This window comes from Mariprofundus aestuarium, assembly GCF_002795805.1.
In the GTDB taxonomy this organism is placed as follows: domain Bacteria; phylum Pseudomonadota; class Zetaproteobacteria; order Mariprofundales; family Mariprofundaceae; genus Mariprofundus; species Mariprofundus aestuarium.
In genome coordinates this window covers 1,314,716-1,339,272 of record NZ_CP018799.1, presented here as the reverse complement: position 1 = coordinate 1,339,272, position 24,557 = coordinate 1,314,716, and the positions used below count along the sequence as shown (strand labels likewise).

The 24,557-nt window shown below is 46.9% G+C and carries 23 protein-coding genes; 10 read left to right on the top strand and 13 right to left on the bottom strand.

What is annotated here, in order from left to right:
• Positions 1 to 8: 8 nt before the first annotated feature.
• From ruvA to hpnC, 6 genes are all read right to left on the bottom strand, one after another.
• Positions 9 to 578 (bottom strand): Holliday junction branch migration protein RuvA, encoded by a 570-nt coding sequence (ruvA, locus tag Ga0123461_RS06555; RefSeq protein ID WP_100277604.1) that lies wholly within the window; start codon positions 576 to 578, stop codon positions 9 to 11.
• On the bottom strand, positions 575 to 1,063 hold the full coding sequence (ruvC, locus tag Ga0123461_RS06550; protein ID WP_100277603.1) for a crossover junction endodeoxyribonuclease RuvC: 489 nt from the start codon (positions 1,061 to 1,063) through the stop codon (positions 575 to 577). The genes ruvA and ruvC overlap by 4 nt, the downstream gene beginning before the upstream one ends.
• Positions 1,064 to 1,252: 189 nt before the next feature.
• Positions 1,253 to 1,906: a 2-polyprenyl-3-methyl-6-methoxy-1,4-benzoquinone monooxygenase gene (gene coq7, locus Ga0123461_RS06545; protein WP_100277602.1), complete on the bottom strand. Its 654-nt coding sequence runs from the start codon at positions 1,904 to 1,906 to the stop codon at positions 1,253 to 1,255.
• Between the two features lie 302 nt (positions 1,907 to 2,208).
• Positions 2,209 to 3,510 carry a hydroxysqualene dehydroxylase gene (locus tag Ga0123461_RS06540; protein WP_100277601.1) on the bottom strand — a complete coding sequence of 434 codons (1,302 nt, stop codon included), beginning with the start codon at positions 3,508 to 3,510 and terminating at the stop codon, positions 2,209 to 2,211.
• A complete protein-coding gene (hpnD, locus tag Ga0123461_RS06535) occupies positions 3,461 to 4,336 on the bottom strand; it encodes a presqualene diphosphate synthase HpnD (protein ID WP_100277600.1) in 876 nt (291 codons plus the stop codon). Before hpnD ends, Ga0123461_RS06540 begins: the two co-directional genes overlap by 50 nt.
• Positions 4,333 to 5,241: a squalene synthase HpnC gene (gene hpnC, locus Ga0123461_RS06530; protein WP_100277599.1), complete on the bottom strand. Its 909-nt coding sequence runs from the start codon at positions 5,239 to 5,241 to the stop codon at positions 4,333 to 4,335. The genes hpnD and hpnC overlap by 4 nt, the downstream gene beginning before the upstream one ends.
• 68 nt (positions 5,242 to 5,309) lie before the next feature.
• Here hpnC and thiO point away from each other — a divergent pair, with 68 nt between their 5' ends.
• On the top strand, positions 5,310 to 6,479 hold the full coding sequence (gene thiO / locus Ga0123461_RS06525) for a glycine oxidase ThiO (RefSeq protein ID WP_232710055.1): 1,170 nt from the start codon (positions 5,310 to 5,312) through the stop codon (positions 6,477 to 6,479).
• A gap of 172 nt (positions 6,480 to 6,651) precedes the next feature.
• Here the strand turns inward: thiO and Ga0123461_RS06520 are convergent, their stop codons facing one another.
• Genes Ga0123461_RS06520 through Ga0123461_RS06505 form a run of 4 tightly spaced genes read right to left on the bottom strand, consistent with a single transcriptional unit; the run spans position 6,652 to position 9,876 of the window.
• The gene (locus tag Ga0123461_RS06520) at positions 6,652 to 7,014 is read right to left on the bottom strand and encodes a hypothetical protein (protein WP_157819266.1); all 363 of its coding nucleotides are present in this window, start codon (positions 7,012 to 7,014) and stop codon (positions 6,652 to 6,654) included.
• Positions 7,015 to 7,028: 14 nt separating this feature from the next.
• Positions 7,029 to 7,829 carry an Lcl domain-containing protein gene (locus Ga0123461_RS06515; RefSeq protein WP_100277597.1) on the bottom strand — a complete coding sequence of 267 codons (801 nt, stop codon included), beginning with the start codon at positions 7,827 to 7,829 and terminating at the stop codon, positions 7,029 to 7,031.
• A gap of 29 nt (positions 7,830 to 7,858) precedes the next feature.
• Positions 7,859 to 8,656, bottom strand: a complete 798-nt coding sequence (locus Ga0123461_RS06510) for a tetratricopeptide repeat protein (RefSeq protein ID WP_100277596.1) — start codon at positions 8,654 to 8,656, stop codon at positions 7,859 to 7,861.
• The gene (locus Ga0123461_RS06505; RefSeq protein WP_157819265.1) at positions 8,653 to 9,876 is read right to left on the bottom strand and encodes a hypothetical protein; all 1,224 of its coding nucleotides are present in this window, start codon (positions 9,874 to 9,876) and stop codon (positions 8,653 to 8,655) included. Before Ga0123461_RS06505 ends, Ga0123461_RS06510 begins: the two co-directional genes overlap by 4 nt.
• Positions 9,877 to 10,022: 146 nt before the next feature.
• Between Ga0123461_RS06505 and Ga0123461_RS06500 the strand changes: the two genes are divergently transcribed.
• Together Ga0123461_RS06500 and Ga0123461_RS06495 are read left to right on the top strand one after the other, a co-directional pair.
• Complete coding sequence (locus tag Ga0123461_RS06500) at positions 10,023 to 10,661, top strand: tyrosine-type recombinase/integrase (protein WP_100277594.1); 639 nt, start codon at positions 10,023 to 10,025, stop codon at positions 10,659 to 10,661.
• A gap of 140 nt (positions 10,662 to 10,801) precedes the next feature.
• Positions 10,802 to 11,206, top strand: a complete 405-nt coding sequence (locus Ga0123461_RS06495) for a hypothetical protein (RefSeq protein WP_100277593.1) — start codon at positions 10,802 to 10,804, stop codon at positions 11,204 to 11,206.
• Positions 11,207 to 11,277: 71 nt separating this feature from the next.
• Here Ga0123461_RS06495 and Ga0123461_RS06490 read toward each other — a convergent pair whose 3' ends face one another.
• Complete coding sequence (locus Ga0123461_RS06490; RefSeq protein WP_100277592.1) at positions 11,278 to 11,733, bottom strand: response regulator; 456 nt, start codon at positions 11,731 to 11,733, stop codon at positions 11,278 to 11,280.
• A 157-nt stretch (positions 11,734 to 11,890) separates the two neighbouring features.
• Between Ga0123461_RS06490 and Ga0123461_RS06485 the strand changes: the two genes are divergently transcribed.
• Entirely contained in the window at positions 11,891 to 12,280 is a 390-nt protein-coding gene (locus Ga0123461_RS06485; RefSeq protein ID WP_100277591.1) for a hypothetical protein, read from the top strand.
• 111 nt (positions 12,281 to 12,391) lie between these two features.
• Here Ga0123461_RS06485 and Ga0123461_RS06480 read toward each other — a convergent pair whose 3' ends face one another.
• Positions 12,392 to 12,844, bottom strand: a complete 453-nt coding sequence (locus tag Ga0123461_RS06480; protein ID WP_100277590.1) for a response regulator — start codon at positions 12,842 to 12,844, stop codon at positions 12,392 to 12,394.
• Between the two features lie 330 nt (positions 12,845 to 13,174).
• On the opposite strand from Ga0123461_RS06480, the gene Ga0123461_RS06475 reads away from it, so the two are divergent.
• The 6 genes from Ga0123461_RS06475 to Ga0123461_RS12555 all read left to right on the top strand — a co-directional run bounded on the left by Ga0123461_RS06475 (position 13,175) and on the right by Ga0123461_RS12555 (position 21,380).
• Positions 13,175 to 14,209 (top strand): ABC transporter substrate-binding protein, encoded by a 1,035-nt coding sequence (locus Ga0123461_RS06475; RefSeq protein ID WP_100277589.1) that lies wholly within the window; start codon positions 13,175 to 13,177, stop codon positions 14,207 to 14,209.
• A gap of 4 nt (positions 14,210 to 14,213) precedes the next feature.
• On the top strand, positions 14,214 to 16,094 hold the full coding sequence (locus Ga0123461_RS06470) for an ATP-binding protein (RefSeq protein WP_157819264.1): 1,881 nt from the start codon (positions 14,214 to 14,216) through the stop codon (positions 16,092 to 16,094).
• The gene (locus Ga0123461_RS06465) at positions 16,091 to 18,067 is read left to right on the top strand and encodes a sensor histidine kinase (protein ID WP_100277587.1); all 1,977 of its coding nucleotides are present in this window, start codon (positions 16,091 to 16,093) and stop codon (positions 18,065 to 18,067) included. Before Ga0123461_RS06470 ends, Ga0123461_RS06465 begins: the two co-directional genes overlap by 4 nt.
• Positions 18,064 to 18,507 (top strand): response regulator, encoded by a 444-nt coding sequence (locus Ga0123461_RS06460; RefSeq protein WP_100277586.1) that lies wholly within the window; start codon positions 18,064 to 18,066, stop codon positions 18,505 to 18,507. The genes Ga0123461_RS06465 and Ga0123461_RS06460 overlap by 4 nt, the downstream gene beginning before the upstream one ends.
• Before the next feature lie 19 nt (positions 18,508 to 18,526).
• On the top strand, positions 18,527 to 20,677 hold the full coding sequence (locus tag Ga0123461_RS06455; RefSeq protein WP_100277585.1) for a PAS domain S-box protein: 2,151 nt from the start codon (positions 18,527 to 18,529) through the stop codon (positions 20,675 to 20,677).
• A gap of 541 nt (positions 20,678 to 21,218) precedes the next feature.
• The gene (locus tag Ga0123461_RS12555) at positions 21,219 to 21,380 is read left to right on the top strand and encodes an FKBP-type peptidyl-prolyl cis-trans isomerase (protein WP_232710054.1); all 162 of its coding nucleotides are present in this window, start codon (positions 21,219 to 21,221) and stop codon (positions 21,378 to 21,380) included.
• A gap of 24 nt (positions 21,381 to 21,404) precedes the next feature.
• Here Ga0123461_RS12555 and Ga0123461_RS06445 read toward each other — a convergent pair whose 3' ends face one another.
• Complete coding sequence (locus tag Ga0123461_RS06445) at positions 21,405 to 24,551, bottom strand: PAS domain-containing hybrid sensor histidine kinase/response regulator (protein WP_100277584.1); 3,147 nt, start codon at positions 24,549 to 24,551, stop codon at positions 21,405 to 21,407.
• Positions 24,552 to 24,557 lie beyond the last annotated feature (6 nt).

Sequence of the window (24,557 nt, the reverse complement as noted above, 5' to 3'; positions counted from 1 at the left end):
GACCACCCTTAAGCCAGTGCCTTCAGCGTGTTGCGGAACATGGTTTCAAAATCGGCCGGTTCCACCCTTTTCAGGGCGGCATCGATCTGGGCCGGTTTATAGCCGAGATTCGCAAGAGCTGAGCGAACATCGGCATTGCTATTGCTGACGGTTGAGCCACTGGCGGTAACAACGCCGGCATCAAGTTTGCCCTGCAGCTCCAGAATCAACCGCTGAGCGGTTTTTTTACCGATGCCGGGTGTTCTGGCAATGGCGATATCATCGGCATTCTCGATGGCGCACACCAGCTCTTCTGTGCTCATGCCGCTCATCAGGTTAAGGCCCATTCTGGCACCTATACCGGATACACTGGTCAGCTTGCGGAACAGGGTGCGCTCAGCGCCATTGGCAAAACCGAACAGGGTGATCTGATCTTCGCGAACATAGGTGTGAATGGAGAGCTCTGCCTTTTCTCCCTGTTTAAGTTTGCACAGGGTCTGAAGGCTAAGCGCGACCTCATAACCGATACCACCGGTTTCCACGATGACGAGACCTGCCGGATCGAGTTCTCGAACTGTGCCAGACAACCAACCGATCATATTTTCCCCACTATCTTCTGCATGGGTGAATGATGCGCATGGCAGATGGCTACGGCAAGGGCATCTGCAGCATCTTCGGGGCATGGCTCAGGGGGATGCAGCAGCATGCGAATCATATGGCCAACCTGATCCTTGTCCGCACGACCGAAACCGACCACAGACTGTTTAACCATGGTGGGGGAGTAGGGTGCAACACGCAGCCCATGGTAACCACAGGCGGCGACTAAAGCGCCACGAGCCTGACCAAGTTTAAGGGCTGAGCTGACATTCTTGGAGACAAAGACATCCTCAATGGCAGCGCTATCGGGCTTGAAGTGGCTGATAATCTCTGACAGGCCGGAAAATAGGATATGCAGGCGTTCATCAAAATCGCCTTTGCCGGTACGGATCATTGCATGGTGGACATGGCGCAGATGGTTACCCTGCACATCAATGATGCCTACACCTGTTTTTACTGATCCTGGATCAACGCCGATGATTCTCACCGGCTGATCAACTTCATCACCGTATCAGAAGTGCCATAACCAGCACCTGTCGCTGCATTCTCATGCTTGATACTGGAGCGTCTGCTATGTCCTGACATGAAGCCTGCACCTCTCAATAAAATCGATTCAAACCATAGCAGCGTAGCTCAGCACCGTCATGGCTGATTATTTTTCAGGTATCAGTAAAAGTCAGATCTTTTCAGCGATAGTAGTCATAATCTTTGAGGTCAGTTTCATCACCTGCTTGGCAGGTTTGGGCAGTTCGGCTGCACCGAGATCTTCAGCCAGTTCCGCATGGCCCTGCTCATCGATTTTCATCTGCTCCACGATGGCTCTGCTGCGTGTGTCGTTTTCAGGCAGACTTGCCAGATGGCTGTCGAGATGGCGGACGACCTGATGTTCAGTTTCAGCGAGAAAACCGAGGTTCCAGCGATCACCAGCAATGCCTGCTGCCATGCCGATGGCAAATGAGCCCGCATACCAGAGCGGGTCAAACAGGGAAGGGCGCTCACCAAGTTCTTCAAGCCTGTTTCTGCACCAGTTCAGGTGGTCGCTTTCCTCAATGGATGCGTGTTTGAGTTTCTCAACCAGTTTGGGGTCTCGTGCCGTCAGGCTCTGCCCCTGATAGAGCGCCTGTGCAGCCATTTCACCTGAGTGATTTACGCGCATTAGACCAGCCGCATGTCGTTTCTGCTCAGTACTCATGGGGGTTGGCTCTTCAGGAGCCTGTGATGCAGGGTATAAACGCGATGTTGGCTGCTTGCAGAAGATGTTGTTCAGCGCTCTGTCAATTTCGCCGATAACATTGTCTGCAAGGGTTGGGTTACGAAACGGTTTGCTCATAAGCTCTAATCATAAAACCCATTTCCCATAGCGCAAGAATGGATGTTTTCAGCCTTAAATGGAGCTTATTGAAAGGCTTGTGGTGATATCCACAGAAACTGTGGATAACTTTGTGGATGAAAGGTGCTTGCCGTTACCTGTTACCATCGCAGTGAGGGGTTGAGTAATGTGCATAAAAAATATGCATATTGTAATAGTTCATTCAAAACAGCACTTTACGTAGATTGCGTTGAGTTATTTTGAGCTGAGTAAGCTAAATTTCAATAAATAGGGTTATGGATCTATGGGAGTGGATAAAAGCGTTAAAGAAGGCTGTTTACGCATTGATTTGCAGCTTTTTCACCGCGACGAACAGCCATTTCAATGGTTGCAGGCAATTCACCGGGAGCAGGGCGCTCGGAGGCATCAATGAGCCAGGCCGGAAGTTTCTGCTGAGTGTGAGGCCGAACAAGAACTGTTGCCCGCTTTTCACGGACAAGGCGATGATGAACCGGAGAAACAGGTCTGCCGCATATCTGTTCGATCTCATGACTCAAGGTTTGCAGAAGCTCTGCCTCTGATATCTTGATCCGATCGGCACTGATTACAACGCAGAGATGCTGTAGCGGGCCACTTTCACGCATCTGGCTGGAAACATCGAAGAACCACTCCCCAGCAGTGCCAATACCACCAATGAAGGGGCCATTGAAAGAGATCGGCTGGTCCAGCCAGAGATGCAGGTTGGTGATCATCTCCGTAGGAGATTGTGTGTCACGATTCAGAACTCTATCCGTGGCGTAAGCTGGCAGCGCAAGAATGACCCGCTTAAAAGTTTCGCCATCGATAGAAGCTTCACTGCCATCGGTTTCGATACGCCGGATTCGGCATGAAGTATTAATTTTTACGCCAAGACTTTCGGCATGTTTGACCAGTGGGTCTATCAGAGCTTCATCCAGTGATGCGTTAAACCAGCCAAGTCGCGCAGATTTGTGCGTTGCAAAACTCTCTTTCAGAACCTGGAGAAAAGAGGCTGCAGAAGCAGTGTCGATCTGCTCATTCATTGCTCCCAGGCAGAGCGGTTCGATCATATCGCGAATCATGGCCTTTGGGACACCGAGCTTCTTCATCCATTCTGAGACAGAACTCCCAGTCTCTACTGGAGAAGAGGTGGAGAGGCCGATCCTTAGCATCGCCAAAGCTGAGTTCAAACCATGCCCCGGCATCCTGGAAACTGCCAGTGGCAGGGCCAATGGCAGGGGAAGCCAGCGGCTCGGCGTTAATGAGAAGGAGCCGCGCTCTTTCTCCCAGCAGGGCAGTTGCAGTGATCTCTGCCAGTTAATGGCATGTGATGCTCCGCAATCATTTAGCAGTCGTTCCGTAGAAGTGTAGGCGCCAACCAGTAGGTGAGGTCCGTTATCACACAGCTCGGATACCGTTGAATCTAAAAAGGAGCGGGTTCGGCCACCTAATTTAGGGGCAGCCTCAAACAGGATGACGGGAACACCTAACTCAGCCAGACGAATGGCAGCTGTCAGGCCGCAGAGTCCACCACCGACTACTGCTACTGAAGAGATGTTAGAACTCCAGCCGCAGTGGCATATTTTTCTTCGCAGCGTTGGATTCATAACGCCACGTTTTCCATGCCGTCCAGATCTTGCGCAGGGGAAGAACATGCACCGGCTTCTGCCAGACATCGAAATCCACTTCACGCAAGCGTTGCAGGTAGGTGTAATAGATCGTACCCATCAAAATGGAGGGGCGAAGGCTTTCTCTATCCTCATCGGTGAGGTTTTCAAGTGCTTTACGGTAAGCACCTTCAGCCCTGTCGGCATAATCATGCAGCAGGTTGCGCATGCCTTCGCTCATATTGCCATCCTTGAAATCCTGGTCACTGACGCGGTGGCGAATGCGCTCTTCCTGCGGGAAGTAGATGCGGCCAATTTTGGCATCTGTTGCCACATCCCTGAGAATATTGGTCAGCTGCAGCGCTTCGCCAAGCGAGGTGGCAAAATCACGACTTTTCCGACTCTGATAGCCAAACACCTCAATGGTCAGCAGCCCCACAGCCCCGGCAACCCGGTAAGCATAAAGCGACAGATCTGCATGTTTGAGGATCGGCTGCCGCCTTACGTCCATCAGCATGCCATCGATAACCTCAACCAGCAGCTCCTCATCAATCGGAAAGTGCTGAGAAGCCCATGCAAGCTCCCTGCCGACCGGATGCTGTGGTTTGCCATTGAATGCGCATGAAACCTCTTCACGCCAGAAAGCTAACTTGGAGAGGGCAACCTCCTGCTCCTTTACCTCATCAGCGATGTCGTCCACCTCTCGGCAGAAGGCGTAGAGCGCCATCATGGCCCGGCGCTGTTCCTCGCCCAGAAACAGGAATGCATAGAAGAAGGAGGAGCCGGAGCCACGGGTTTTGTTGCGACAGTACTGTTCGGGGGTCATGCAGGTTTCCTTTTGATTGCGAATGCAGGGAAAAGCGTATCCTTTAACACGGGTAACAGCAGGGTTTTCCATTCACCGCTGGAGAGTGAGGCGCGTTCCTCCATGGGCTGAGTCACCTTCTCAATCTTGCCCAGCATGCGGCGCCCACCATGGATGGTGGCAGCAATCTGAAGGCGAAGGCGGAAAGGCAGCATAGGCAGCAGGGCTACACCATCCTCAAGAAGGTCTGAGGTGGTTTGCAGCGCATGCTTCAAAACCGGCTGCAGTTTTTCTAAGCTGATATTTCCACCCAGCATATCCTGACTGTTTAGCCCTGACTCCTGCAGCCATGTTTGAGGCAGGTAGCAGCGACCTCTGGGCAGGTCGACACTCAGATCCTGCCAGAAGTTAATCAACTGTAGTGCAGTGCAGATACTATCTGAACAGCGAACCGCTTCAGAACTGTCAACACCATGCAGCGCAAGCATCAGACGCCCGACCGGATTGGCTGAGTGTTTGCAGTAAAAGCGTAGTTCATCAAAGCTTGAGTATGCATGGATCGTAACATCCATGCGAAATGCGATGAGCAGGTTGTGCAGCTCCTCAATGGGAAGCTGATGTTTTCTTACCGCATCACCGAGCGCCATGAAGACAGGGTGATCAATGGTTTCATCTGACTCACAGCGCTCCAGCAGGGTTTCCCATGCATCGAGCTGCTTGATTCTGGTTTCACCCGTTGCATCCCCCTCATCGGCCAAATCATCGGCGTGACGGGCAAATGCATAAATCGCAGCAACAGCAGGGCGCAGGTCAGCGCGCAGCAATTTGGATGCTGTCGGGAAGTTCTCATAGTGGTTTCGTGCGATACCCAGACAATGTTGATAAGCTTGCGCTAGCTGCATCGGCTGGCCTATAGAGGCTTGCATGGCGGCATGGTGGCAATGCAACACAGATTCCGCAAGTCCATTAGAACGATTTATCCGGGGAGAGTTTCGTGGCCAGTTTTAAACAGGGTAGTGGTAAACGTGTAGCTGTGGTTGGTGGTGGCGTTATTGGCTGCCTGACCGCGCTCTATCTGCATCGCCTTGGCGCTAAGCCCATCATACTCGAAAAAGGCAATGCGGGCCGTGAATCAAGCTGGGCCGGTGCCGGTATTCTCTGTCCGATTCACCCATGGCTCTACCCAGACAGCTTTACGCATCTTGTGGATACCAGCCTCTCCATGTTTCCTGAAATGAATGCTATGCTGGAAGAGCAGAGTGGGCTGAAAACTGAGTGGCAATCGTGTGGCCTGATGATTCCAATGTTCGCAGATGATCGCATTCACCATCGTGAGGATGCACTGGCCTGGTCGGAACGATTCGGCTGGAAGGTTGAAGAGCTGGATTCCAGGCAGACATGTGAATTTGAGTCGACCATGAGCAGTCAGGTTGAAGGCTCACTGCTATGGCCGGAAGTAGGGCAGGTACGTAATCCGCGCCTGCTGGCCGCGGTTAAACAGGCTCTGGCAAACGCTCAGGTTCCGATCCGCGAACAGGCCGAGGTGATCGCTGTCGGTAAAAACGGGATGGGTGATGTCTCAAGTGTAGAGCTTGCGGGTGGTGAAACCATTGAAGTGGATGCCGTGTTGCTCGCAGCTGGCAGCTGGAGCGGGGAATTTGCCCGCCAGATCGGCCTTGAGCTGCCGGTGGAACCTGTGAAAGGGCAGGTCGTGCTGCTCAAAGATGAACCGGGTAAAGTGAAACACATCATCAAACATGACGATGTCTATCTGGTTCCCCGTATTGACGGCCATATTCTCGTTGGTGCCAGCATGGAGCGAGTCGGCTTCCAACCAGGCACTACTGAATCAGTCGTGAACAACCTGCTGGAAGCCACGTATCGCATTACACCGGGGTTGAAAGATGCTGAGGTTATCGAGCAGTGGATGGGGTTCCGTCCGGGCAGTCCCGACGGCATGCCTTATCTCGGCCCTGTAGATGGCCATCCCGGCCTGTTTGTAGCCACCGGCCACTACCGCAATGGCGTAGCCCTTGCCCCCGGCACTGCCGATATCATGAGCCGCTGGATCTTGGGTGAAGCCCCCTCAATTGATCTCTCCGATTTCCGGGTAAACCGCCCCGTAGTTAGTCTTGATAAGGTAGGTTTTCCCGCCGGAGCGTAATGCGAACAGTTCGGATGCATTAATCAGTCAAATGATGTGATCTTGTCGGTTGCCGGCACTCACGAATGTCGTAGGACGGCCGACTGCTGCCGATCACGACAGGCGACTCACGGCCAAAAGCGGACATTCACTGAAATGATTTTACCGAGTGTTTCTTGAAGATAGGAACTATCTATCTGCTTTTCCAGCCCGAAGTGACTGGTTCCCCAACACCACCCTGAACTTCAAACCAGTCATCCGGCATGATGAAGCTGTAAACCAATCTGAAGGTTTGATGTTTCTTTTCCTTATTAGTGCCCTCATCAGAGCTGACAGAATAGACCATATTATCTTTATACAATATTTCGCTGTTGCTGAATGATGGATGCCATCCACTCATGGTCGTGGGGCATGCCCCGTTGGTATTGCAAAGTTTATTAATTTGCGTACCGGCTTCGATGATTTTTGCTTTGCCACCCGTGTAGAATTTCACAAAATTGTGGCCTACAAAAACATAGAGTATTAAAAGTATTGAGCCAATGATCAGGGAATTCAAAACAGTTTTTATATTCAAGGTCGCACAGCCCGCACACCAAATCCATCGCAGAAGCTTCTGGCAAGCCTCCCAACTGTATTGCTTCTGAAGTCCAGAAAAGAGGCACAACAATCTCCTGAAAATTCAGATGACCAGTACCGGTAGCCTCCTCCTTGCTCAAACACAGCAGGGAGGTGAAGGGGAGAGCCATTAAAATCCATTGCATGGATTCCCTCAGAGTCATCGTAAATGCTTTGAAGCTCTTTAATGCTGGGTGGACGCCAGTCTTGATGGCCACCTGTTATCAGATCCCGGGCATAAGTCTGCGCTGCATCCATCCATATACATGTTCCGGTAGCAGCATAACTATCCTTTTTAGCCCACATGAGACCAGTTTGTATATCACTGATCGTTCCATCGCCATTATCGACAAACCGTCCTTCTGCTGTTTTCAGTGCTTTTTGTTCTTCGACCTTATTGCTGACCAGAAACTCCAGTCGATAAATCTGTTTACGAACTGTAGCCGCATCTTTGGCATCAGGGCTTAGCCGTAGATATTTCTCCAGTGCTTTTTTCGCTTTGGCATAGTCAGTAGTTTTTTCATAAACGAGCCCAAGGTTATAATAGGCATCAGCGCAGCCGGGGGCTTTTTCGGTAGCTTTCTCAAACAGACGCGCAGCCTTTTGGAAACCACCGTCATTTCTAGCTACTTCAACAGCCGTCTGGCCCTGAACCATCTCACGTTCAACACTGGAACATGAATCGGCATATGCCACGCTTTGTACTATGAAAAGCATCCCAAAGAACAGTGCCATCAAATTCAGAATCTTTTTCATACTCACCTCCGATCAGGTCACAGTAAACATCAGTCTTTACGCCTAAGAGATGTTGTACCGGTTGCCTTTTGGCTGCCGCTTTTAATGTCGCTAGTTCCCTCTGATTTAATTTCTATGATTGATCCTCGCCCTAAGAGGCTTCCAATAAAAGTGCCGGTAACGATAGAGCTAGCGACAGCAAATGGAGCGCAACTTTTTGTCCACTCTGAAATACTCTCATAACTACCTCTCATCGATCCGTTATCATTAATTGTGCCGACCCATTGATCCGTTATTATCCGCCTACACTGATATCCAGTGTTATAATTATTATCAACGAACTTAATTTTTATATTACTTCCTGATACTTTGACATCGAAAGGCGTTAGATCACCCCTCCAATATTGCGTTGTAAGTTGCCCTTCGCATTGCCCTGTTGTCCTGCACCATTTTCCGGAAAGATGCTCCCATTTACCTTTCGGAGGTAATGCAGCCTTTTGTGCCCGGTATTCCAGTTCGTAGGTTTTCTCTCGGACACTTTCTGCATCCGCTGCATTGGGAGCAAGAGAGAGGTATTGTTGAAGCGAGTTTAGGGCTTTTTTGTATTCTCCGGCTTTTTCATAAACTAGGCCAAGATTAAAGTGGGCCTCTGCACAGCCGTGTGCTTTTTTGACAGCAGCTTCATACTGTTTGGCAGATTCGATGTAACCCTGCTTATCTTTGGCGGCTTCCAACGCAACGCGTCCATAAGTCATCTCGCGTTTTACTGATGAACAAGAATCAGCATAAGAGGTTCCGGCAAATCCCAGAACGAAAGTTGCTGTCAGCATGGATATGATAAACTTCATTTCTTCCCTCCTTGATCGGCCAGAAAATCCCAATAGGCGAAGACACCGCGCAAATAGTATTCCGCATCGGCTGCAACGATGATCTCCCTGTCGGATCGTAAGATTTTGTAACTCTTTTCCAGATCACCGGGCGCAGCTTTCAGCGCAGTGAGCAGTTTATTGGCACGTTTGACTCGCCAGTCATCAGGGTTCAAAGGTTTGGCAGCCGGGTTCGGGTTTGTTGGCCCCGGCCATTTGCGCACCCCAGATGCAGCCAAGATCGCCTGCAACAAGGCTTTCGACTCCACGGTCACCTGTTGCCCTTGTTTCCTGGACTTCTTGCGGTATTCGGCTCCGACAGCGATATAAGAGGTGCGCAGGCCTTCCAGATAACCCAATGCGCTGGATGCAGCTCGATGGCTACCGTGGCGAATGATCTGCCCATCCAGATAACCAATGGCCTTATCAAGGTCGCCCTTACCCATCTCCAGCGCATCCAGAATCAGGTTCGCCCGATCTGATTTCACATAACGCAACCATGTGCCTTTCGGTGCTTGCATGGGATTGGGCACATAGCGGATGTGCAGTCGTGCCTTGGGTCGAGTAAAGAATGATGGATCAGCTACTGCATTTTCAGGATTTTTAAGCTTTACTGCGCTCGGGCTTTTGAGGTGAAGTTGTCCGTCAGGGTTACCCTTGATGCTAAAGGTTGGGGTGCCTGATTTCAGCTTAAGCGTTGATACAGGGTCTTTGGAGCTGCTACTCGACGATGAGCCTTTGAGCGTTCTCAGGGTATCGCTCTTGGCTTTGTCGAAGGCACGTTGCTCCCTGGCTTTTCTCTCACGTTCCGCCTGACGTCGTGCTTCTTCCTGACGGCGGCTCTCTTCAGCCATTCGCTGCTGGGCTCCGTAGTCAGGCTGTGAAGGGGTATAACTACCGCCTCTGTTTTCAATATTGGTTTGTGGCGAAGATGGTGGTTTAGATGGCTCATCACACCAGCCAACTCGGTCACAGGACATGGCAGAAACGGGACTCTTTACCTGATCGCGCGCGCTCTCACAGGCGGATTCAGAAGCATAACCGCCATGAGTGCCAGTAGTTTGGCCACCGATTTTAGCACAGTCGGAGCAATACCAGTCAAACTTCCATGTGCAGCCTGCATTAGCAGGCGATGCAAATAGAACAACACTGACTGTAGCCAGAAATACTATGTCACTTTGCCGCCATCGTCGTAGCTGCATGGTTTTATCTCCACTTTACCAAGTGAAGTCAGCATAGCTGAAAACTGGTACGTGCACCATAAATGAATGTCCGCTTCTGGCCGGATAACGACCAAATCTCCATGAGCCATAATTATGTTTCCACACCAACAAGGAGGAAACATAATATGAATGACAATGCTAATAGCACACAGCTAACAACCCCTCAGCAGACTTTCGCAAGAATAAGTCGATTAGTTGGCCCGAAGCCTCCTTTCAAGCTGAAAGAGATATGGGCAATTAGAATCCGACTCCAGTTGCAAGAACAAACAAGAGATCTTGCTCTGTTCGACCTTGCAATCGACAGCAAACTTCGGGGATGTGACCTTGTTAAGCTTCAGATTCACGACATCGCTCATAATGGGCGGGTTATGTCGAGAGCTACAGTCACTCAACAAAAGACCGGCCAGCCAGTTAGATTTGAATTAACCGAGCAAACTAGAGATGCTGTAGCGGCCTGGATTAACAAAGCTCATCTTTTTTCGGGTCATTATCTATTTCCAAGTAGAATACGTCAGTCTCCTCATCTTTCTACTCGTCAATATGCACGGATAGTCAAATCGTGGGCTGAACTGATTGGCCTAGACCCTATGGAGTATGGAACACACTCATTACGTCGAACAAAGGCAACTTTGATTTATAAGAGAACAAAGAATCTTCGAGCTGTTCAACTCCTTTTGGGACATACCAAGCTAGAAAGCACGGTCAGGTACCTTGGAATCGAAGTTGATGATGCTTTAGAGATGTCAGAGCAAACCGAAGCTTGATTGGTCACGGAAGTGGCCGCTGACAACGGTCACTTACCGGCCACAAGCGGACATTCGAAAATTTATCTGTAATTACACTTTGAGTATATTTATTGTCGTCATCTTCATAGAATCTAAATTTACTGATAAGAAGAGGTAGTATGTCTATCGAGTTAGAATTTAAATCCAATGGAGTGATTATCTGGCACAGCGGTGTTGTTACTGGAGAAGACCTGATTTTAGCAAACAAAGATGTATATTCATATAAATACGATGAAGGTCTTCTATTTCAGTTGGCTGACCTTTCTGATGTCGAAGACTTTGACGTTTCAAGTAACGATATGGCAACCCTTGCAGCAATGGATAAACAATTTATAAAGGGCATTAAGCAATTTGGCTGCACCGTAGCTCCAACGGATGTGCTGTTTGGAGCTTCTAGGCAGTGGAGCGCTCAAGCACAGAAAGATGGTTTTGATTCCCATGTTGTACGGAGCATGGATGAAGCTATTGCTTGGTTTAAATCAAAAGGGATTACCGTTACTCTCGAAAATAAGCTCGATGAGTAATCCCAACTTATCACCGCTTTCACTAATAATTTATTAAACAACAGTAATTTGGGTAATGGAATGGTGTTCAATCAGCAGTCGGAACAGTCTAAAGGGCAGCGCCAAACGTCCAAATATTCTGCAGAAATATTTCCCTGACACTGTTTAATGTTAGGCGAAACCTGCTTGTGGCATTTAGCTAGGGACAACGCGGTTTGTTCAATTACCTCGGGACGAAATGGCTTAGCAATATATTGACATGCTTGCTTATTTAAAACCTCGACTCCCATCGAATAACCGGACATGACCACGAATTTCTGGTCAGGATGAAATTCCCGTATCCTTTCAATCATATCAAAGCCAGTCATTTTTGGCATGCGAACATCAGTAAAAATAGCAATAGGACGCTGGTAATCAGGGGTTTTCATATAATCTAGGTATTCAGCGGGACAAGAAAAGCCTTTGCTTTTAAAGCCAAGGGAGGAAATAAGTTCGGCTACAAACTCACTTATAAAGGTCTCATCATCGACTATATGGAATATACCCATAACAATTGCACCAACCCATCAAAAAAGACCGTATATTATATATGGCTTTTATTGTTATGTCTAGATGCATAAAAATATAATGATGGTTGATTAAGTATTGATTATTAGGGAACACACTCTAATTCATCCACATTGCTGCACACGGATGTGCTTACGGATGGCTGACATGAGTTTTATAACTACCCTCGACAAAGAAAAAAAGCTGCTCGCTATTAAATCGAAAGGCGAGATTGATATTCAGCGTATTGATTCAATTCGTACTGAGATTAAGTCTCTTCTAGATGGAACTGAAGGATGGGATTTACTTATTAATCACTCAGAAAGCACAATGAAAAACCTTGATTATCACCAAATGAATTCTGTTACGAATAAATCCAAAGTCGCACTTGATGCTTTAAAACTTAGAAGGTTTGTACTTGTAGTTAATACAAATGATTACGGACATGGAAGAATGTGGGAGATATTAATGTCAGATAAAATGTCTGCTGATACTCATGCTTTCAAGACAATTGAACAAGCAAATCAGTTTCTGGAAGAGTCTGAATAATTCAATTCTAATTTTCTGACACACCTAGTCATAGTGGGTTAATTCTGAATGTCCGCTTGTGGCCGGAAGCAGTCATTCGGCGGAGTGGAAGTTTCAATTGGAATACGCACTTTAGTAGCTATTTGTATAAAATGGGCATCCATGCTCTATGCCAAAGCCACATCGCTTTGACTTCAAACAGGCAGGCACTGGTGGATTGCTCTGTTCGCACTCCATCAACGACTGTAACAAACTGAATAACTGTTTAGGTTGGTACGGTTTAGCTAAGCCAAGGCAGATATGCTTGTTCGCATGAATATTTGCAGCGATTTCAATGGTCCCAGATACGATAACCGCTTTAAGAAAAGGGATGCGCTTGCGCACTTCTTTTATTACTTTGAACCCATTCTTACCTGGCATGTCAAAATCAGTAATCAAGGCAACTGGAGGGAGATAACTGTCTGTATGGAAATATCGCAGATATGCATCCCCAGACTCAAACCCAATCACCTCATAACCAGCTGTAGTGATAAAATCCTTGGTGACTTTAAGCAGGTATGGTTCATCTTCAATAACATGAAACATGGAGTGACTCCGTCATACTATTATAGCACAAAATAAGCCCCACCATTCAGGCAGGGCTTTGCTATGAAATTTCGCTTTGAGCGAACGGATGCTTTTGGCCGTGAGTCGCCTGTCGTGATCGGCAGAAGTCGGCCAAACTCGGTCATTCCACATCACCAGAGAATTAAATTTTCACACAACGTGAACCCCTAACTGCCTAAAATTTCTATTGTTAGCACATTTAGTCTATAATCTAAGCTGGATGGTTATTATAGACTCATGCGATATTTATTTTACTGATCATATGTAGCGTGATCGCAATGAGCCAAATATTTCTTTCAAGGAAGAAACATGGTTTGTAGGGGATTTATAGCATCTTTAAATCAGGGGAGGAGCTGGATAGTTCTGCCCCTCCTCTTGTTGTGTCTATTCTCACTCACCACCTGCTCAAGAGATGGTCTGAATAGTACTCCGATCACAATTGGGATAAACAGTTGGGCTGGTTACGATCCTTTCATTCTGGCGGATAAGCTTGATCTGTTTAATAAGAACAATGTGCAGGTAGAAATCAGAAGATTTGCATCTACAACTGAACAGGCGCAGGCAATGAGAGACGGGGAAATCCAGGGAGCAGGCTTAACACTCGATGAGGTATTTTCGCTAGTCGGAGCAGGATTTAAGGGCAAAGTTGTCCTGATCGTAGATTACTCGATGGGCGGTGATATGGTCATCGGTCAAAAAGAGATTAAAAGCATCGCGGAGCTAAAGGGCAAGACGATCGGCTATGAAGGCAGTGTTGTAGGGGGGTTCCTGCTTGATCGAGCACTGTATAAATATAATCTAAAAAGGTCAGCTGTTAAATTAATTGATGTCCAGGCAGATAAGTGGCATGACTCTTTCGTAGAAAAAAACGTGGATGCACTGGTATGCTTCAATCCTGTTGCTACAGAATTATTGAATGAGCATGAGGGCAATCTATTGTTCAGTTCAGCCGACATACCATTCGAAATTATTGATGTGCTTCTCTTTTCTGAATCATTCTATCACGATAACAAACCTGCCATTACGAAAATCCTCAGAGCCTGGTTTGAAACGCTGAGCTATATCGATACAAACCTGGATAAAGCTGCCGAAATCATATCAGCGGTCAAAAACACTACTCCTGACAATTATAAACAAGGCCTGAACAGTCTGGTGGCACCTGACCTTACAGCAAATAGGGCTGTTTTTGATCCCACATCAGATAAGAATATTTATAAATATTCTCAGGCGATTGTTGATTTTATGATGTCCAAGAACATGCTTTCAAAGAGAATTCATACAGCTGGCCTTTTTGAATCGGAAGTCTTACTCGAGATTCAAAACCCGGCTGTCTACAGCAGATGAAACAGTGAATATATTTTCATTTAAACGCATCAGAACACGATTAATCGTCTGGTTTCTCTTGATTTCGTTAACACCGTTACTCCTAGCAATACTCATTACATATGATCAAAGGGTAAGTGTTATTGAAACTAGGACATTGGATAAGCTCACTGCAATTCGTGACTTGAAAGTAGAGCGATTACAGGGCTGGTTGCAGGAGAGGTCTAGTGATTTAGAAGTAATGTCTTCAGATGCTGAATTGTCTTCCCTGAAAAACATCATAAGTAAAGACAATTCGAACCCCGACAGGCTGGAAGAGTTTGAAATCATAAGGAAATTTATACAGCACTATTTAGAAAGTTACTCGGATTATAGTGAAATATTTATTATTCATCCACTCACCGGAAAAGTGCTCATTTCTACCAATCCGAAGATGGAGGGTAAAGACAAGTCTGATTATGATTACTTCATCAAACCGCAACAATCCGGAAAATTATTTATCCAGGATATCTATCATTCAAAAACATTATTAAGTCATGCAATGGCTTTCTCAGCCCCTATTTTTTATTCTCTCGCTATTCGGGAACACCTGATAGGAGTCCTGGTTGCACGTGTTGATCTGGATCACGTACTCTATCCCATGTTGCTGGATAAGATTGGGTTGGGAGAAACAGGTGAAACCCTTATTGTGAACAGCGATATCATTGCCCTGAACGCATTGCGCTGGCATGAAAATGCGCCTCTAAAGCTTCAAATAAAAGCGCTGCCAGCTGTTTATGCTTCACAGGGAATGACCGGAACAGCAACCGTTAAAGATTACCGAGGTGAAGAAGTTCTGGCTGCTTATACCTACATACCCGAAACAGGCTGGGGTTTTGTTAGTAAACAGGATGTGTCCGAATTAAGGGCACCCATTCGTGAGATGATTGGGAACACTCTAATCCTATTTATTGCATCTTTAATTATCATTGTTCTGCTTGCGTTTCGACTCAGTACAACTTTTTCAAAACCTGTTATTGGAATGGATGCTTTAGCGAAAAAAATTACAGATGGTGATTATACCGTTCGAAATGTAATCAATTCTCAAGATGAACTCGGTTCACTTGCTAAATCTATCAATGACATGATTGAAGAGATACAGGAGTGGTCCAGCGAGTTAAATGTAAAGGTGAAGGAGCGCACAGAGGAGCTTGAAACGAAAAATGCCGAATTGGAACGTTTCACCTATACCGTTTCACACGACCTGAAAAGTCCACTGGTCACCATTAAAGGGTTTATCGGCCTGCTGGAAAAGGATTCCATGGAAGGCAATCAAAAGCGTATGTCTGGTGATATCAAACGCATCAATGAAGCGGCCAATATCATGGCGGCTCTGCTCGATGAGTTGTTGGAGTTTTCACGGATTGGTCGCCTGGATAATCCGCATGAAGAGATATCCATGTTTGAGATGGTAAATGAAACCGTTGAACTGCTCTCAGGGCGAATCGTGGAGGCCAAGATAAAGGTCGATATTCAGCCTGACTTGCCCTCGGCGTTTGCTGATCGGCCCCGAATCAGGGAAGTTATACAAAACCTTATTGAGAATGCCGCGAAGTTTATGGGTGAGCAACCAGCTCCCCATATTGAGGTAGGTTCAGATAACCGGGGTGGCGAAGTTGTTTATTATGTGAGGGATAATGGGATTGGTATTGATAAGGCATACCATGAAAAGGTTTTTGGCATGTTTGAACGCCTGGATACAACGATAGATGGAACAGGTATGGGACTGGCGCTGGTCAAGCGTATTATTGAAGTGCACGGCGGTCGCATCTGGGTGGAATCTGCGGGGGTGGGTTCGGGCTGTACATTCTGTTTCACACTGCCTCAAAAGGAAATTGAGCTTGATAACAAAGCAGGTGCAACATGAACAGGAAAACAGGGCAGGTTAGCCTCCTCCAGCAAGGTGTTTCTCTCATGCCTCTTTGTTTTGCTGCTTTGTCAGTAGTGCTGAGCATTGTGGTCCTCGTGGGTTGGCATACTCACAATGTGAGCCTGATTCAGATCAATCCTGCATTTGTTCCCATGCAATATAACACCGCATTAGGTTTTGGCTTGGCAGGAGCCGGTTTATTCGCTGTGTTAGCGTCAAATATGCTTTTGAGAACATGCATTGGAATGACTTTAATCGTGTTGGGTTCACTAACGCTTGCTGAATATGTTTTCTTGATTGATTTACAAATTGATCAGATTTTTATGAATCACTATGTAGACGTAAATACTTCCCATCCCGGACGCATGGCGCCTAATACCGCACTCTGTTTTCTTCTGGTTGGTCTGGGTATTTTAAGTGGATTGATTAAAGTTATTAGGTTGCAACTGCTGTGGACATGTCTTCTGGGGGTTATCACTGTTGCCTTGGCCATAGTCGCCTTGGGCGGCTATATGTCCGGTGTGGAGGCTGGTTATGGTTGGGGGCAATTAACAAGAATGGCTCTCCACACAGCAATTGGTTTCTTGCTTCTGGGCTCAGCCCTGTCCATTTACGCATGGCTTCAATCTAAAGAGTACCAGAAAGATATGCAGGGGTTTCTTCCCATATTTGCAGGCATAGGCAGTCTGTTTATCACCACTTTATGGTGGCAAGCCGTAGAAGCACATGAGGCTGAGATGGTTGCCAAATTAGGGCCTGAAGCTTCAAGTCATGCCGATGAAAGCATCCTGATCTTCGGTGCCTTGCTGACCATTGCGCTAGTGATGGCAATCAGGTTTTTTCAAGCATTGGATGAGAAGTCCGAAGCACTGCTCAAGGCTAAAGATGCACAGTATAATAATGCTCTGTTCAATGCTCCTCTTCCCATCATGATACATGCCGAAGATATGGAAGTCGTCATGATTAATGCTGCATGGGAAAAGATTAGCGGTTACACCCATGCTGATATTCCCACCATCGCCGATTGGACTGAGAAAGCATATGGAGAGCGCAAGGATTTGGTGCAGGCGGAGATTAATAGTCTGTACGGGTTAACCGGAAACATTTATGAAGGTGAGTTTGAAATAAGAATCAAAGACGGTGATAAACGAATATGGGATTTCATGTCGACACCATTAGGGGCTTCCCGTGATGGCAGACGTTTGGTAACCAGTATGGCTTTGGATGTCACCGAGCGCAAGCTGATCGAAGAAGAGCGTGAGTTACTAATTGCAAGCCTTGAGGAGAAAAATGCCGAGATTGAGAATTTCACCTATACCGTTTCCCATGACCTGAAGAGTCCATTGGTCAGTATTCAGGGCTTTGTCGGCATGCTTAAGAAGGATGCCATGGCCGGTGATGAGCAGAGAGTTGATGAAGATGTTGAGCAGATTAAATCAGCAGCTATAACAATGGATACCTTGCTCAATGAGTTACTGGAGTTTTCGCGGGTTGGACGGCTGGATAATCCATATGAAGATATTGCTATGAATGCACTTGTGGATGAGGTGATTGATCTGCTTTCAGGGAGCATCCCGAATAATTTCAAAATTGATATTCAGCCAGAGCTTCCGGTGATATCTGCAGACCGTCCGCGCATCAAGGCGCTGTTGCAAAATCTGATTGAGAATGCAGTGAAGTTCATGGGTGATCAACCTAATCCCTGCATCAAGATTGCCTCTTACAACAAAGACCATGAAATAGTCTATACTATTAAGGACAACGGTATCGGTATTAATCGAGACTATCAGGAGAAGGTTTTTGGCATGTTTGAATACCTGAATCCCGAGATAAAGGGAACAGGCATGGGACTGGCACTGGTCAAACGCATTGTCGAGATACATGGCGGTCGCAGCTGGCTGGAATCGGATGGTGAGGGCTGTGGAACCACGTTGTTTTTTACATTGTCTAAACAGGGAGAGGAATCATGAAAGGGGAAGCACTAAATATTCTATTGGTTGAAGATAATGAGGCTCATGCTGAACTGGTGATGCGTAGCTTTGAGGATCATGCACTCGCTAATAAGATTCACCATGTAAAGGATGGAGAAGAGGCCCTGGATTATGTGTTTAATCGTGGTCTGTATGCCGATGCGGAAACTTATTCTTTGCCCCATGTAATTCTGCTGGATCTTCGCCTGCCCAAAATTGATGGGCTGGAAGTATTGAGGCAGATACGAGAGTCGGATGTTACGAAAAGCCTGCCTGTCGTGGTGCTGACAACATCAGCAGCGGAAACAGATGCGGCCAAGGCCTATGAATACCACGCCAACAGTTACCTTGTGAAACCGCTGGATTTTGATCAGTTCAGCAAGCTGATGAAAGACCTCGGTTATTACTGGTTGGCCTGGAACCATTACCCATGGTCATGAAAACCGGACTGAGCGACTGATGAGTGAGCAGCAGAAAACTATCCTGCTTGTTGAGGATGAAGAGGCACATGCGGCATTGATAACCCGTGCCTTTGAAGATCACCATGCATCATGGCAGCTACAGCATGTCAAAACACTGAAAGAGGCGAAATCGATACTGGCCGGGCAGCAACCGGATTTGATGCTGCTTGATAACCGATTGCCTGACGGTGAAGGGCTCGAGTTGCTGCCCGGAACTGTAGAGAATCGGATATTCCCCATTATCATGATGACAGCGTACGGCGACGAAAAAGTAGCCGTAAACGCCCTGAAATTCGGGGCGCTGGATTACGTGGTCAAAAGTGATTCTATGTTTGCAGAGATGCCGCATATGGCAGAGCGAGCCCTGCGAGAGTGGGAGTATGTCACCCAGAACAGGCATGCAGAGATGATCATTCAGATGGAGAGAAAGCAGGCTCAGACATACCTTGATATTGCAGGTGTCATGTTTTGTGTGTTGGATTCGAAGGGTGATATCAAGCTCATGAATAGGAAAGGGGCTGAGATACTTTGCTGTGATGAAAATGAAACTATAGGTAAGAACTGGTTTGAGCTCTTCATTAGTGATGACATTCGAGAAGAAATTAAGGGTGTGTTTGATCAGTTAATGAATGGAGAGATTGACCCTGTTGAATATTATGAAAACGAAGTTATTACAAAAACTGGCAAGCGAAGAATAATTGCCTTCCATAACACTATACTCAGAGATGAGCAGGGCAAACCTTCAGGCGTTTTGTTTTCCGGCGAAGATATTACCGAGCAGAAAGAGGCTGAGGCGGCGCTCCGTCAGTTCGAGCATATTGTTTCGTCTTCCACAGATATGATGGCGATGCTGGATAGTGGTTTCACTTACCTTTCTGCTAATCCGGCATATATGAAGGCATTTAATAAAACACAAGATGAGATGATTGGGCATACAGTGGCCGAGCTATTTGGGGAACAGTTCTTTAATGAAATAATAAGACCCAAAGTCGAGCGCTGTTTAGCCGGGGAAGAAGTCAATTATCAGACGTGGTTCGATTTTCCAAATTCTAAGACGCTATACATGGATATACATTATTACCCATATCTTGTTGCTGAAAACAAGGTGGCTGGATATATCGCGAATGCGCGGGATATCACTGATCAAAAACGATCTGAGCAACGGACACTTCGCCAGGAGGTCCAGGCAAAACGGATTCTCGAGACGGCACTCGATGCCTTTATCCAAATTGATGCGGATGGACTCATAAGAGAATGGAATCCGCATGCGGAACTAATATTTGGCTGGAAAAAGGAAGAGGTTCTGGGCCATGCCTTAACTGAATCAATCATACCGCAGGGCAATAGGCAGCAGCATGAAGAGGGAATCAAACACTTTCTGGCCACTGGTGAAGGGGCTGTCCTGAACAAGGTGATAGAAATTGAAGCGCTCCACAGTGATGGGCACCTGCTGCCGATAGAGCTGTCGATTGTTGTGGAGAAGGATAACGGTGACACTTATTTCAATGCCTTCCTGCGTGATATCACTGACAAAAACAGAGCCTGCGATGAGCTTCTCAAGAGTCATTTCGACCTTAAAGATAGTCTGGCTGGTACTGTGGGAGCCATATCCAAGGCTGTTGAGGCCAGAGATCCGTACACCGCAGGCCACCAGCAGCGGGTAGCTGAAATTGCTTGTGCCATTGCAGAAGAGATGGGGCTGGATGAAGGCCAGATCGAAGGCATCAGGATGGGGGCATCCATCCATGATATCGGGAAAATCCAGACACCTGCTGAGCTCCTCTCTAAACCTACGCAATTGACGAAATTTGAATTTCAACTGATCAAAGAGCATACAACCATTGGTTACGATATTCTTAAAGATATCAAATTCCCATGGCCTGTTGCTGATATAGCCCATCAGCATCATGAACGGGTGGATGGATCGGGCTACCCACAGGGGCTCAAAGGGGACGAAATATGTCTGGAGGCGCGCATTGTAGCGGTCGCCGATGTGGTAGAAGCGATAAGCTCACATCGCCCTTATCGAGCTGCACTGGGTATTGATTTTGCACTGGATGAAATCAAGGCCAAGCGCGGGATATTTTATGATCCTGAGGCTGTGGATGCCTGTTTAAAAGCGTATGAAGATAAAAGGTTCAGCGTATAATTATCAACCTGCAGGTAAACGTTTAGTTATTTACAAGAAGATGACAGCAACGCTGGATAGAGTGCATGCATCTTTTTGCGCAGTCGCGAATGACCGCGTTTGGCCGAACCTCGACGGTCGCATAACGGCAAAAGCGGACATTTAGAAAGCCATCAGTACCGGCCATCGTAATTGTCGCTATGCGGCCAAGTTAATTGACGCTGTATAGTTTGGCATAGTGATCCACTCATAGCTGGAATAAAGAGACTATTATCCTATGCAGATTTAACGGATGACCCTGAAATTATTCGGAGAGTTATTTTGGTCTTTGATCAACTACTAAAAATTGGCATTCACAATTTAGACAAATTGTTTGAGGCGTAGACATTAGTAAAGCTTTGGGCATCTGCTACCTTATAGCGTTTCAGACGTCTTATTAAGTTCTTCGTCTCTGAAAACAGGGGTTAACTATGCAGATCACTAACCATAAAGTTGTTTCATTTCACTACACCCTGACCAATGATCAAGGCACCATCATCGACACATCACTGGTGGCGAGCCGATGCCTTATCTGCATGGCGAAGAGAATATCGTTCCCGGGCTGGAACTAGCGCTGGAAGGCAAGAGCTTTGGCGATAAGTTGAAAGTCTCTCTTGAACCTGCCGATGCTTACGGTGAATTCGATCCAGACATCATTAAACATTGCCTGGTCTCCACTGGCTAAAAGAACGCAGGGGAGACCAGCAGGCTAGCTCTTTAATACCGCTTGAATTCCCTGACTTAATTCAGCCACCTTGAATGGCTTGGATATAAGCTTGGCTGAGATATTCTCTGCATCGTTTAATTGTTGATCAGAATCATAACCTGTCACAAAGATAAGTTTTGCATCTTTATTAAGATCACGGATGACCTTGGCTGCCTCAACGCCACCCATTTCAGGCATGACCAAATCGAGAAGAATCAGGTTAATGCTATTGCCTTGAGCTTTATATACTTCAACTGCATCCAAGCCATTTAGAGCAGTAATAACCTTATAACCAATGCTTTCAAGAATATCGCGCCCTATCTGAATCACGTCATGATTATCATCTACAAGCAGGATGGTTTCACCATGGCCCTGAATAATTTCGTCTTCAGATTTATCAACACTCAGACTCCCGGTTTCTTTCAGAAGAGGTAGATAGACCTTGAATGTTGCACCTTTACCATACGCACTATCAAGCATGATAACCCCGCCATGAGATTGAACTGTTCCATATGCCATAGACAATCCAAGCCCTGTGCCTTTACCAACCTCCTTGGTTGTGAAGAAAGGCTCGAAGAGATGTTCAAGGTCTGCTTCTTTAACTCCGACACCATTATCAATCACGCTGATACATGCAAACTCATCGCCTTCTGCTTCCGGGTAGCTTTTTTTGAACTGACTGTCTGCAACGTATTTTTCAAGCTGGAGCGTGATTTCAGGTTTCTGAACATCGCATACTGCATCACGAGCGTTGTTCAGAAGATTAACAATCACTTGCTGGATCTGGTTAATATCCGCGTAAATCTCCATGTCACTGGGTTCAATAGCTTGAATAAGCTTGATGTTCTCAGGAATGGCAACTCTGTGTATTTTAATAATCTCTTTGAGAAAAGAGGAGATGGTGACCGGCTTCTTGTTGAATGTCCCTTTTCTAGAAAAAGAGAGCAACTGCTGGATCATACCTGCAGCTTTAAATGAGAGATCCTCAATAGTTTCAAGTCGCTTGAATGTTTCGGAGTTATCTTTACTTCCCTTTTTAGCCAAATAGAGATTCCCTGTAATTCCTGCCAGTGTATTATTAAAGTCATGGGCAATACCACCCACCAGGGTACCGATAGCCTCCATCTTCTGGGACTGGATGAGCTGTTCTTCAAGATCTTTGCGCTCAGTAATATCGTGCATCGTCACTACTGCACCGAAAGTCTGACCTGATGAATCAACCAGAGGTTGACCATTGGCTACCAGAAAACGAGGAGAGCTGTTTTTGGGAGCCACCACCATCTCAACATTTTGGACATGCTCGCCCTGAAGCGCTCGGAACAGTGGTATCTCTTCTCTGCGTAACAGGGTGCATCCGTCAGGTTGATACAAATCATAGTACTCAGCCCACTGTTCGGTTGGAATGGGCTTCGCAGGCAGCCCATGTAATTGCATGGCAGCCTGATTGAATTGCACCAAGTTCCCCTGAGCATCGCAGGAGACCATTGCCTCCCCGATGTTATCCAGCAAAGCAGAGAGAAAAATGCTTGCCTCTTTCTGCTCAGTGATGTCGACATGGGTTCCGACCAGACGAATCGGCTTGCCATCGGACTCCCGGACCACCTTGATGGAACGTGTGAGTACGATCACATCATGACCATCCCGATGCTTCATGCGCATCTCCATCTCCATCTTGTCGACACGCTCTTCAAGATAATCCTGTGCGTGTTGCAGAAACCTCTCCTTGTCATCTGGATGCGCCAGCCTACTCCAGGTGTCGAGAACGGCTGGAAAGGCATCGGGCTCATAGCCGAGCATGGTAAACCAGCGCGGCGAGTAGTAGACCTCATCGGTCAGCAGATTCCAGTCCCACAGTCCATCATTGGCTCCGCGCATAGCCAGCGAGAACCTCTCTTCACTCTGCTTTAGTTCCTCCCCTCGCTTCTGGATTGCATCGCTCATGTTGTTAAATGCACTGGCCAGATATCCGAACTCATCTTTTTCATTAAGCCCTTCGATGCGATTAAAGCTTCCCATACTCAATGATTCGACACCGGAAGTTAATCTGCTAATCGGGAGTGAAATATTCCTATTGAGCAAATAGATCCCAAATGGGGCCAAAATAAAGCCAAAAAGCAGTACAAGCAGTGCGGCATTTCTCACTTGCTCCATATCCAATTGCAGCTGCTGTTTTGAAACATTAAAGATAAAGGCTACGCTCTGACCATTGGCAAGCTGTTGATTGCTAATTCCCATGAAATGTTCAACGTCTTCTACCCATGTGTGTTGATAAACTCCGGGTAGCTCCATCTGCACGGTTTCACTGGCTAAAAATGGGTTCAGATCATCTATGCCCTGAATGTTTCCGAACTGTCTGGATTCTGAAAGCCAGATGGAGAACTCCAGTGCTGCACTCTTTGAGACTTTAACAGCGAATGCTTTATCCATCACCTTCGCAAGCCTCAGGAAACCAACCTCTCTTCTCTCTCCGGCAGGAAGAGAGCGCCAGATTGGCTGCAGCATCTCAAGAACCAGCCCTTCACCGCCATCGTAGATTCTTGTTAAGGGCTCTTTGACTGGCACCTGCAGCAGCTTCGCGGTAAAAAAGTCCGGCAACTCTCTGGATTCAATAAATGGCTCATGGATGGTGCTGGAGATAAAAACCTTTGCGCTTCCCTGATCATAAGAGAGATAACCGACATATTTTACTTCATCAGGGCGTTGGTGGGGGAGAGTAGCAAAACTTTCAGAATGGGTCTGTTCTTGGTCATCATCATGGATGAAAAAGGAGCTCAACCGGGAGTTGCCATCATAGAGCGCAATCACATCGATATCGGAGGCACTTGCCAGTGATGAGAGAATAGAGGCCAACTTTCTCTTCTCAACATCAAAAATTAGCGGCTGATAGCTATTTATATCCTGATAACTGCTGATCATACTGATCCCTGCGACTACTTGCCTATCTTCGGAGAGTATCTTGGCATTCGCCTTCAGCGTATTCAGTTCTAGGTGAATGGTACGATCCAGCTCATTAAATCCGTGTTGAATCCTCTCCTTTGCCTCAAGCTGATGATAATTCCATGAGAAGTAAGCCGTCACACTTGCCATCAGAAGTAGCATCACCACAAGAGAGAGAAGCCAGATTAGAATCAGTTTAACCTTTACTTTCATAAATCC